This window comes from Bizionia sp., assembly GCF_048259285.1.
GTDB lineage: Bacteria > Bacteroidota > Bacteroidia > Flavobacteriales > Flavobacteriaceae > Algorimicrobium > Algorimicrobium hallyeonense.
In genome coordinates, this window is sequence record NZ_JBLXHU010000053.1 from 1 (window position 1) to 10,085 (window position 10,085).

11 protein-coding genes are annotated in these 10,085 nt (G+C 33.2%); all 11 read right to left on the bottom strand.

The window, feature by feature from the left end; genetic code table 11:
• Positions 1 to 154: 154 nt before the first annotated feature.
• On the bottom strand, positions 155 to 676 hold the full coding sequence (locus tag ACN0QX_RS14185; protein WP_248395195.1) for a YceI family protein: 522 nt from the start codon (positions 674 to 676) through the stop codon (positions 155 to 157).
• 25 nt (positions 677 to 701) lie between these two features.
• Positions 702 to 986: a GNAT family N-acetyltransferase gene (locus ACN0QX_RS14190; protein WP_248395194.1), complete on the bottom strand. Its 285-nt coding sequence runs from the start codon at positions 984 to 986 to the stop codon at positions 702 to 704.
• 43 nt (positions 987 to 1,029) lie between these two features.
• Positions 1,030 to 1,743: a pirin family protein gene (locus tag ACN0QX_RS14195; RefSeq protein ID WP_417197905.1), complete on the bottom strand. Its 714-nt coding sequence runs from the start codon at positions 1,741 to 1,743 to the stop codon at positions 1,030 to 1,032.
• Positions 1,744 to 2,031: 288 nt separating this feature from the next.
• Complete coding sequence (locus ACN0QX_RS14200) at positions 2,032 to 2,907, bottom strand: AraC family transcriptional regulator (protein ID WP_417197892.1); 876 nt, start codon at positions 2,905 to 2,907, stop codon at positions 2,032 to 2,034.
• Positions 2,908 to 2,940: 33 nt separating this feature from the next.
• Positions 2,941 to 4,686: an N-acyl-D-amino-acid deacylase family protein gene (locus ACN0QX_RS14205; RefSeq protein WP_417197894.1), complete on the bottom strand. Its 1,746-nt coding sequence runs from the start codon at positions 4,684 to 4,686 to the stop codon at positions 2,941 to 2,943.
• A gap of 177 nt (positions 4,687 to 4,863) precedes the next feature.
• Positions 4,864 to 5,445 carry a hypothetical protein gene (locus ACN0QX_RS14210; protein WP_417197896.1) on the bottom strand — a complete coding sequence of 194 codons (582 nt, stop codon included), beginning with the start codon at positions 5,443 to 5,445 and terminating at the stop codon, positions 4,864 to 4,866.
• Positions 5,446 to 5,617: 172 nt separating this feature from the next.
• Positions 5,618 to 6,061, bottom strand: coding sequence for a hypothetical protein (locus ACN0QX_RS14215; protein ID WP_417197897.1), 444 nt, complete (start codon positions 6,059 to 6,061; stop codon positions 5,618 to 5,620).
• A 169-nt stretch (positions 6,062 to 6,230) separates the two neighbouring features.
• Positions 6,231 to 7,217 (bottom strand): hypothetical protein, encoded by a 987-nt coding sequence (locus tag ACN0QX_RS14220; protein ID WP_417197899.1) that lies wholly within the window; start codon positions 7,215 to 7,217, stop codon positions 6,231 to 6,233.
• Between the two features lie 390 nt (positions 7,218 to 7,607).
• A complete protein-coding gene (locus ACN0QX_RS14225; protein WP_417197901.1) occupies positions 7,608 to 8,123 on the bottom strand; it encodes a hypothetical protein in 516 nt (171 codons plus the stop codon).
• A gap of 159 nt (positions 8,124 to 8,282) precedes the next feature.
• Positions 8,283 to 9,023: a hypothetical protein gene (locus ACN0QX_RS14230; RefSeq protein WP_417197903.1), complete on the bottom strand. Its 741-nt coding sequence runs from the start codon at positions 9,021 to 9,023 to the stop codon at positions 8,283 to 8,285.
• A 175-nt stretch (positions 9,024 to 9,198) separates the two neighbouring features.
• A complete protein-coding gene (locus tag ACN0QX_RS14235) occupies positions 9,199 to 9,708 on the bottom strand; it encodes a tetratricopeptide repeat protein (protein ID WP_248395186.1) in 510 nt (169 codons plus the stop codon).
• Positions 9,709 to 10,085: the final 377 nt, after the last annotated feature.

Sequence of the window (10,085 nt, forward strand, 5' to 3'; positions counted from 1 at the left end):
ATGTTCCTTCTTTTAAACATGTTTTTTTAGATAGTTGATTTTGTTTTTTCGTACAAAAAAACCACTTCAGTTTTGAAGTGGTTTTTGATAAATTTATGGGTGTTTATTTTTAGAACAACCCCATTCTACTATCTATAACTCTATGGAATTTAGCTTATGATTGCTTGATGAATTGTACATCAATTACCAATTTCACCTTATCGGAAACAACAATGCTTCCTGCTTCCGTTACAGCACTCCACGTTAAATTGAAATCTTTTCTGTTAATGTTTCCTGTCATCTCAAATCCAGCTTTTGTTTGTCCGTAAGGATCTACTGCAATACCATTAAGTTCGGCGTCCAACGTAATTTCTTTGGTTACGTCTCTTATTGTTAAATCGCCCACCAATGTATCACCATTAAAAGATTTTGAAACAAAAGTCATTTCAGGGAATTTTTCAGAGTTGAAAAAATCATCCGATTTTAAATGTGTGTCTCTATCTTTATTTTTAGTGTTAATAGATGCTGTTTTGGCACTAAATTCTAAAATAGCATTGTTAAAATCATCGCCATTTGTTTTTGCAGTTGCCTGGAAATCTTCGAAATGACCAGTTACTGTTGAAATCATCATGTGCTTTACTTTAAAAGCAATTTCTGAATGTGCGGTGTCAATAGACCAATTTGTGTTATTTTTCATTGTTATCGTTTTTAATTGTTATTAATTATTTTTTTAATACGTCTTGAATGTCTGCAAGCTTTTTAAACTCTGCATTGGCATAAGGACAAAGAGGTGTAATTTTAATATTTTTTTCTCTTGCCATTTCTACAATTTTGTAGAGCAATTGTTTTCCAATATTTTTGCCTTGAAATTCAGGATCAACTTCTGTGTGATCAATAATTATATGCTGTTCACCTGCAATGGAATAGGTCATTAATCCTGCTCTTTTATTATTTTCCCTAGCCATTGCAAAGCCTTTGTTCTCTTGTTCTTTAATTATTAATTCCATGGTGTTTTTTTTAAGGTTATAAAAAATGTGTAAAGGGTTGCGCTTACATGGTCATGGGTACTTCCATTAAAAGAACACGGGCATTTTCTGATGCTTTTACAGTAATGCTATCTGTGTCCCAAATTCCTATACCATCTCGTTTGGAAAGCTTTTCGCCGTTAATTTCTACAGCACCTTCCAGAATAAACGCATACACGCCATTACCTGTTTTCTTGATTTTATATTCATCGGTGCTTCCTTTGGTGAAATTTCCTAAATGAAACCACGCGTCTTGATTAATCCAAACGCCTTGATCATCTTTATTAGGCGAAAGCACTTGGTAAAATTCATTTTCTTTAGAAATATCTCTAATAGAAACTTGATCGTATCGTGGCGTTACATTTTTGGTTTTAGGAAATACCCAAATTTGTAGAAATTTCACTTCCTTGTCTTTGTTTTTATTGTATTCCGAATGCGTAACACCAGTTCCAGCACTTAATACTTGTACATCACCTTCTTTAATGACAGCCACATTTCCCATACTGTCTTTATGTTCCAAATCGCCTGCCAAAGGAATGGAGATAATTTCCATATTGTCGTGAGGATGTGTTCCAAAGCCCATGCCTGCAGCTACCGTATCATCATTTAATACGCGTAGTACGCCAAAATTCATTCTTTCTGGATTGTGATAATTTGCGAAACTAAACGTATGGTGTGAGTTTAACCAACCGTGATTTGCTGCGCCTCGTGTTTCTGCTCTGTGAATTATTGTATTCATAGTATGTATATTTTTGTTTGTTAAACCTACCTGATCGGCAGGCAGATGATTAAATCCTACTTGTTGCATTAATGTGTTGTAAGTAGATTTTGTGGTTTTGCTCGTGCTTGCATTAAAGGTTTGCGGAGCAATAGCACCAAAAACACCAGTTAAAAGGGCATTTTTTATAAATTTCTTACGGTTCATATCGTTGCTTTAAAAGTATGATACAAATATATAACCAATTGGAAACCTGTGGAATATGAAAAAAGGGGATAAGCTTATGAAAATCCGATATACGGCTCTAAATTATGATGTAATCTCGTTTTTCTTGAAGCTTGAAGGCGATACCTGTGTATGCTTTTTGAAGAAGGCGCTAAAATTGGCAGGCTCATTGAATCCTAATTCATAGGCTATTTCTTTCGTGTTTAAATCGGTGAAATAGAGTAACCTTTTAGCTTCAGTTATAATTCGGGCTTGAATATAATCTTTGGCAGTTTTACCAATTCTAGCTTTAAAAGTTCGGTTTAAATGATCTGGTGTTATATGAAGCGCATTGGCGTAAAAAGTGGTAGAATGCTCTTTTTTGTAGTGATTGTTTACCGCATTTTTAAAGGTCCTAATCAGGTTGTCTCCAGAGGTGTCAACATCAGATTCAATAGGGTTAATGGAACAAATATTATTACACTCTATCAGTAAGAGTTTTAAAAATGAACCAATAGATAAGGATTTCATTTTTGCATTACTATTGAATAAATTGAAAATTTGATGCGCAAAATGTTCTATATTTTTAAATTGATTATTATTTGGCTCTAATGGAGGGCTTTGTCCGTAATTGTGAAAGAGATTCAAACTTTCAATAAAGGATAGGGGAATAGAGTTTTCTACTAAAAACTGATTGGAAAATGTCATGGCATACCCAAACGATTGTTCTGTTTCTATAACTTGATGTACTTGTCCGGGAGCTACAAAGAAAATTTGTTGGTTTGCTAAATCGTAAGTATTAAAATCAATTTTATGTTGTCCCTTGGCTTTATGGATTATTAAAACCGTGTAATAATTATGTCTGTGAGGCTCGTCAACTTCTCCATTTCGTTTGGTGTAAATAGCTTCCATTTTGGAAATCCCAAAACTGGCGCTTTCCTTTTCTCTATTAACATCTTGATAAATTTTGACTGTGCTCATGTATAATAACTTATATCTTTGTTGTTATCCGTTTTATTGTTTCTCTAGAAATCTACCATATTTTTTAGTGGTGGCATAATCCGATACAAAATTTTCATTTTCAAAAATAGTTTTTCCGCCAACCATAACTCGGGAAACGGTTCCGTGATTTCTATTCACAAGTCGGTCGTAATTATTAAATTCTTCAATCTGTCCTGTTTCTACAGTTTCTGTAATGGCATCAAATTTATTAGGATCAATAATTACCAAATCGGCTATTTTACCTGGTTTTAGGTGTCCACAATCTAAACCAAACCAATCGGCTTGCTCTTTTGTTAATCGCCAGATACATTTTTCCATGGACATAATTGGCTTGCCAGCATCTATAGATTCTTGGACGACTTTTATCATTTTCAACGGAAAATTATAGAAGGCCATATTGTTTAAGTGGGCTCCAGCATCCGAGAAGCTAATTAAATTATGTTTATGATTATACAAGCCATGATATTTTTCAACGCGATCATTGGCAATGGTGGTTGTCCATCTAATCTTTTTATCATATTGAATTATAGTGTCCAAAAAGAAATCTACGGGATGCTGCTGGTGTTCTTCAGCAAGATCATAAAAGTTTTTACCAATCATGCTCGAATCTGGACAATCAATAATCAAGGTTTTGCTTAAATCTTTATGCCAAACTTTGGGCGCAAATTTTTTCTTTATTTCCTTTTTAAAGGCCGCTCTAAATTCAGGATCTCTAATCAAGTCGTTTCTTTCGTCTAAATTTTTGGCTAGGTGCCTCATGGCTTCACCACTAGGAAATTCTTCAAACATCACAGAGTCTACACCATCGTAATAAACCGTAAATGGGCAAGGTGGCGATTGCATTCTAAAGTTTGCATTGGCTATGGTATTAATAGCTTTACTTGCTGTTGAAATTAATGGATAAATATAGCGGTCGCCAATTAAATCCATCATGGCAATTATGGTTGTTTTAAGTGGTTTTCTAAAGACTCCTGAACTGGCCAACATATAATTAATGGCATTAATTCTGGTGACTAGATTTGGCGCGCCTTGTAAAATGGCATCGCGTTTTCGCAGTAATTCAATCAGGTTTTTTCGTTCTTTCCATGACGAGTAAAATGATGGTGTTTTATGCGACCAATACCGATTGCCATCCATTTTATCCCATGGATTGTCCATAGTGGACAACCCTATAAAACCCGCATCCAAAGCCTCATTCAGCATGTGGAGCATGTGGTCTTGTTCCTCTTTTGTAGCGGTTTCATTATCTTGTAAAGAACGTTCAATACCCATGGCATGCATGCGTAAATCTGAATGCCCTAGAAAGGAAGCCACATTAATGCCTAAGGGTAATTTGGAAATATAGGCTTTCCACTCTTTGGCATTGGTCCACGTTTTTTCTTTTTGAAGTAAGGGCAACATAATATCTCTTGGAATGGCTTCAACTCTGGTAAAGGAGTCCGAAATATCTTCCGGCGAATTGTAAATAGCACTCACCGAACAACTCCCCAAAATAATGGACGTAACACCATGTCTAGCCGATTCTTTAAGTCCTGGAGAAGCAATTAATTCTGCATCATAATGCGTATGCGAATCTACAAAACCAGGAACCACCCATTTTCCGTTGGCATCAATTATGTGCGCTTCTTCATCTGCTTCAATGATTCCTATGTTACCGATTTCACCATTTTCAAGAATTAAAATATCTTGAATTTTTGCTTTTTCATCTTGACAACCGGAGAACAATAAGCCGTTTTTAATGAGTGTTCTATTTTTCATAGTAATTGAGGACGTAGTTGTAATTGTATTTGATTTTCAACAGCAATGAAAGAGCTTAAAGTCCAATCATCAGTTGACGTTACTTCAAAGCTAACAATTTTATATTAGAAATATTATGCTATGGAATCACGAAATTGATTATCTCGATACGAATGGATTCTTCTTTGAAAAACTTATTTAATCCATACAAATATCACTATAATAATAAACCATATCTGTTGCAGTAGATTTTCTAAATTCACCACTATTCAATTTCTTAATTATCCCGACACAATCCGAAAAGTAGTCTTTAGCTTTTCGCTTGAAGTTTCCTGTTAATGGAAATGGAAAATCTTCGGTAACTTTTTGAATATATAATTTTGTAGAAACTATTTCAGGTTTTGAAGCATTTTTTAAAAAGGTTTGGTGTTGCTTTTTGAAAGGGTACTGTGGTGTTCTTTCCCAATCTGCAAATAATTTAATTTCTTCATCAACGAGCACTTTAAGAAGTATGGCTTCCGTGTCGGGCTTTAAAACAACATATTGAAATTCTTCTTGGGTTTCAAATCCATAAAAAATAATTTTTTTCACCATCAGCGACGTCCAAACATTGGGTTCATCTTCTAGTGACAGCCGAAATTTTATGTTATCTTTCTTATCAATCATTCCAAAGCCTTTTAACGAAGTTCCGTCTTTGAAAAATAATTCGGCATCCGCAATTTGTGATGTCATGGGACTACTAGAAAAAAGGACTAATAGAAATAGTAACGTAATTCTCATGTGTTGGTTAATACTTATTTTAAAATTTAATTGGTTGTGCTGCTGTTTTTCAAATCTACTAATTTTAAAGAAAAGCTTGTTGATAGGAATCATTAAATTACTAGTATAAAAAAACCACTTGGTTTAGAAGTGGGTAATGGTTAATCTTATTTATTGGAAATTGAATATCACCTTATTCCACCAGAATGGTATAAATGGCAATTTCTGCGTTGTAATCAAATTCCGATTCGTTTATAAAAATGTCGTTAAAAACCGTATAACTGTAACATGCCTCCACAATCGTGTCACCATCCGAATACAATTCAAAAATAAGAATATCAGCAATGGTAAACTCCAGATTAACAATATCTGTTTCCCAGCTTGCTGAATTAACTTGAATGAGATTCACATTATTTTCTGAAAGGAATGTTAATTCTGTTTCAAAATTACTAATTGTGTTTGTTATTTGAATCTGTTCTGGTAGATAAGTTCCGTTGGTAAATAGATTCTCGCCACTTATTTTATCAACAATTTCGAAGGTGAACGTTTGGTACGTAATATTAGGATCGCCACAATCATCATTTGAACAATGTAATAGTGTGGTACTCAAAATAATTAAAACCAGTAACTTTTTCATGATGCGTTATTTATTGTTTAGATAGGAAAAAGCTTTAAAGGTTGCGTGTACATGTAGTAAATAAAAGTATCTGTCACAAAAAGGAACAGCTGTTTATATCTACGACAAAAATTAAAACATGCCTATCAATAAAGACGCGGCATGTTTTCAAGATTATTAGTAGATTAATTTAATCTTTTAATTGCACACCAAAATAATATCCTGGAATTGTTCCAATTGATACAGGTGCTACAACGCCAGAATTAGGTGTTAAATCTATAGCCGTAACGGTTGACTCATTAAGGACGTGCGAGTTTAAACTATACACATAATAATATTCGGTTGTATAATCTAATACTGCTGAAATTCGACTGCCATTAGAGGTAAAGGTGTATGTTAAATCTGTAATCACCGTTTCATTACCAGTTGCTTCATCTATGGTAACCAGTTCTTTTGATGCGGAGCCTTCTCTCACTAAATAAAAGGCATCATGGCAAGGTGACGCAGGATTGGGATTGTTTACATATTCTAAACCATCTCGATTTAATGGCGAAAGTTGTTTTGGATAGTTGGCAACTAATGCGCCTGATCCAGACGTATCAATTTTATAAAAATTATGACTGGCAATCACATATAGAAAATCACCTTTAGAAGTCATATTAGAACTTCTAGCTGTTGGCAACAGTTGGATAGGATTAAAGGTGTTTATTGGTGTCATAGTCATGACATCATATTCTTTTAATTCATAATTTACAACCATAAAAAAACGATTATTTATAAATTCCATGGCATTTATATGAGCAATGGGAAACTCTAAAGGCGCTGGTGTATTAGCTGAAGACGCATCATATACAAGCACTCGGTCTCCTGAGGAAACAACATAACGCTTGGCACCTTGAATATCAACTTTAGAATAAGCTGAAGATTGAGTCATTCTTAAACTGGTGCCAAAAGTTGCCGGCAAGAGTGTGTCGTCTCGTTTTAGACCAGTTGGCGATGTTCCGAAATTTTCATGAAAAGCCCATTCGTTACATGCAAAGGACCCTGTGTTTTGCGTTTCAATATATAAATGATTAAACGTATTTGGAACAACTGTAGGTGAAATAGAATCTGAAGAAGAATCACAACTTGTTATCGTTATAATGCATACTGTTAGTAATAAAATTTTAGTTTTCATAATCTGATAATTTAAGTTATTTAAACTTATATACAGATTATCTAAATTTTGTTACCCATGACCTTACAATGTTTTGGACAAATACTTTACATAATGGCCATACTAATTTATGTAAAGTTTATTATGGGGTTGTTCTAATTCTACTTGGGTTGCTCTAATTCTACTTGAAGTTGCTCAAATTCTATATGAAGTAAACCGGGTTCATAATTTACCTGGTTTTATCGAGTCAGTTTTTAAAATCTTGCGGTTTGTTTTTCATGTTGAAGCTATGAACCTACGGGTTTGTGTTAGCGGATTTTCGGAACGAAAATCGGAAGAAAGCAAACAAAGCAACTACCAATGGTTAAGCTAAAAGCAGCAATTTTATATATACAATGTTACAAACAGTTTTTAATTTCCACAATTTTCATTAAAATAGGATATTAATTTGAAAGGAGATTTGTCTTTGAAAGATTTGCTTTTTACTTTTTCAATGAGTAATGGACAATCAGAGAAATAAGCTATTACTTTGTCCTTATTATATCTCATTGTGCCAATTTTTTTGACATTTGTCCATGATTTTCTTTTTACATAATATGCAGTAGTAGTGCCTTGAGTCTGAGGCGCAGTCATTTTTGTTATTTCAAAAAGAGAAGTTTTTCCTTTTATAAGTTGCCTCATTAATTTTGGTTTATTACTATTCTCGATTTTCATATAAACATATCGTTTAGAATTTTGTTCAATAGCGTTTATATTGCTTGAGGTAAATTTTATTTTTTTATTTCCGATTTCACATTTTAAAGTGTTGCCTTTTATTTTACATTTTTCAATTGCTGTTTTACCGTCTTTATAAAATAATTTAGTTTTAACCTGTGAATATGAAATTTGAGTTAAAAGTGTTATTGTCAGAATTAATATTTTCTTCATTTTAAGGTTTCGGTTTTAATTGTTTGTAACGTGTTTGTGTATGAAAAGTGCGTGTTTGCGTCAGAGGATTTTCGGAACGAAAATCCTCTGACGCAAACGCGCACTTTCCTTTGATTGAGTACTAAACTACGCATTTTTTATACACAGTGTTGGCATACATTATATTTCAATTCCAATTCCTAAATTAATAGTAGTAGGTTCTTTTTCATTCTTAAATTCAATTAAACCAATTCCTGGGGCAGAATGATTGTTTTTTATTGAATTAAAATTCTGATTGATTTTTAAAAGTAAAAACCCATTGGTTGTAGTTGAAAATGATATGTTTTTTTTTAATTGAATAAATGCGCCAAAACTAACAGAATTATATTTGTTCTTAATATCATTGTCGAAATTTTGTGACATATTTGTTACAAGAGGGTTCTCGATTGGTATATCGCCACCAGTAGTAAAACCAGAAGAGTTAATTCGTGATTCTCCTTTTTCTTTTGCAGATAACAAAAAACTACTAAAACCACCAATTCCAAATAGATAGGAATTATTATTTCCAAAATGGAAATTTATATTGATTGGTGTTTGAATTTGATTAACACTTCTATTTCCTTCACTTATTACGTTCGCATTTCTATCTTCAATAGTAAATCTGTCCATATAAAAACCTAATCCAATGTCCAGGGAAGTTTTTTCAGCGAGCCTATAATTTAAACTTGGTAAAATAAATGCACCGATGTTTATTGAGGTCTTTATTTCAGGATTGACATTTATATCAGAGTTGGTTAGTTTGCTTGTTTTAGGAATTGAAAATGTGGGGCCTAAAGATAGTTGAAATTCAATTTTTTTCTGTTGAGAATATGAGTTAATGAAAAATAGGATTGATAAGGTAAGTAAAAGTTTTTGTTTCATAGTAGGGTTTTAATGTATGCCAACGGTAAGTGTATGAAATGAGCGGGTTTGCGTCCGAGGATTTTCCGCAGGAAAATTAGACGTAACAAAAATGCAACGACCTTTGGTTAAGCACTAATTTAGCAATTTTTTATACACGTCTTAAGTTAGCATTTTAATAAAAGTTCAATAATAACTAGAGATATTCCCATAATTTTTTTTCATCCCATATTTTTTTTGCTCTTTCAGAGCCATTATCCATACTCTTTTTTATCCAAGTCACACCCTTTTTTTTATCAGGCATAACACCTTTACCAAAAAAGTACATTCTACCAAGTTGAAACTGGGCATGCTTATTTTCTTGCAGGGCACTTTTTTCAAACCAATATAAAGCTTTCTCAATATCTTTAGGAACTCCACTACCAGAACCGTAATAGATGGCTAATGCATATTGCGCATCAGGCAATCCTTGTTCTGCACTTTTTTTAGTCCAATAAGTGCTTTTTTCATAGTCTTTTAAAACTCCATACCCATTATAATATCTTGCACCAAGTTCAATTTGAGCATCAGCATCTCCATTCTCCGCTTTATTTATTAGTAGCTTTAATTCGGAATCATTAATATTAATGATAGATTCTCTAACTTGGCTAAAAGTTAAGAGATATTGAAATAATATCAGAATTAAAAAAAATGTTTTTTTTATCATTTATGTTTATTGTATTTTAGGTTTCATTACTGCCAACGGTTTTGTGTATGATTAGTGGCGTGTTTCAGCAACTAAATTAGTAAACTAAAACGAACCAGAGGAAATTCCGAAGGAATTTTCCAGATAAGCACTTGCCAAAGCAATTAATTATACACGGCTTAAGTTAGCATTTTAATAAAAACACTAAATTAAGACATATAAATAAGAAAGAACAAAAGAGAGGAATAAGGTTAATATACACGCAGAGACTTTGATCTCGTCAACAATGAAAACCCCCTCTCTTTTTCTACACAGATTTCGTACAGTTCCCTGCCTGCCGGCAGGCAGGTATGAGGCTTTTAGACCTCGATTTTAAGTCGTTGAAACTCGCGTAGATC

Coding starts and splice junctions, on each gene's coding strand:
- ACN0QX_RS14225 (WP_417197901.1), bottom strand. CDS start 8,123: ATGAAGAAAATATTAATTCTGACAATAACACTTTTAACTCAAATTTCA.
- ACN0QX_RS14185 (WP_248395195.1), bottom strand. CDS start 676: ATGAAAAATAACACAAATTGGTCTATTGACACCGCACATTCAGAAATT.
- ACN0QX_RS14195 (WP_417197905.1), bottom strand. CDS start 1,743: ATGAATACAATAATTCACAGAGCAGAAACACGAGGCGCAGCAAATCAC.
- ACN0QX_RS14210 (WP_417197896.1), bottom strand. CDS start 5,445: ATGAGAATTACGTTACTATTTCTATTAGTCCTTTTTTCTAGTAGTCCC.
- ACN0QX_RS14205 (WP_417197894.1), bottom strand. CDS start 4,686: ATGAAAAATAGAACACTCATTAAAAACGGCTTATTGTTCTCCGGTTGT.
- ACN0QX_RS14230 (WP_417197903.1), bottom strand. CDS start 9,023: ATGAAACAAAAACTTTTACTTACCTTATCAATCCTATTTTTCATTAAC.
- ACN0QX_RS14215 (WP_417197897.1), bottom strand. CDS start 6,061: ATGAAAAAGTTACTGGTTTTAATTATTTTGAGTACCACACTATTACAT.
- ACN0QX_RS14220 (WP_417197899.1), bottom strand. CDS start 7,217: ATGAAAACTAAAATTTTATTACTAACAGTATGCATTATAACGATAACA.
- ACN0QX_RS14200 (WP_417197892.1), bottom strand. CDS start 2,907: ATGAGCACAGTCAAAATTTATCAAGATGTTAATAGAGAAAAGGAAAGC.
- ACN0QX_RS14235 (WP_248395186.1), bottom strand. CDS start 9,708: ATGATAAAAAAAACATTTTTTTTAATTCTGATATTATTTCAATATCTC.
- ACN0QX_RS14190 (WP_248395194.1), bottom strand. CDS start 986: ATGGAATTAATAATTAAAGAACAAGAGAACAAAGGCTTTGCAATGGCT.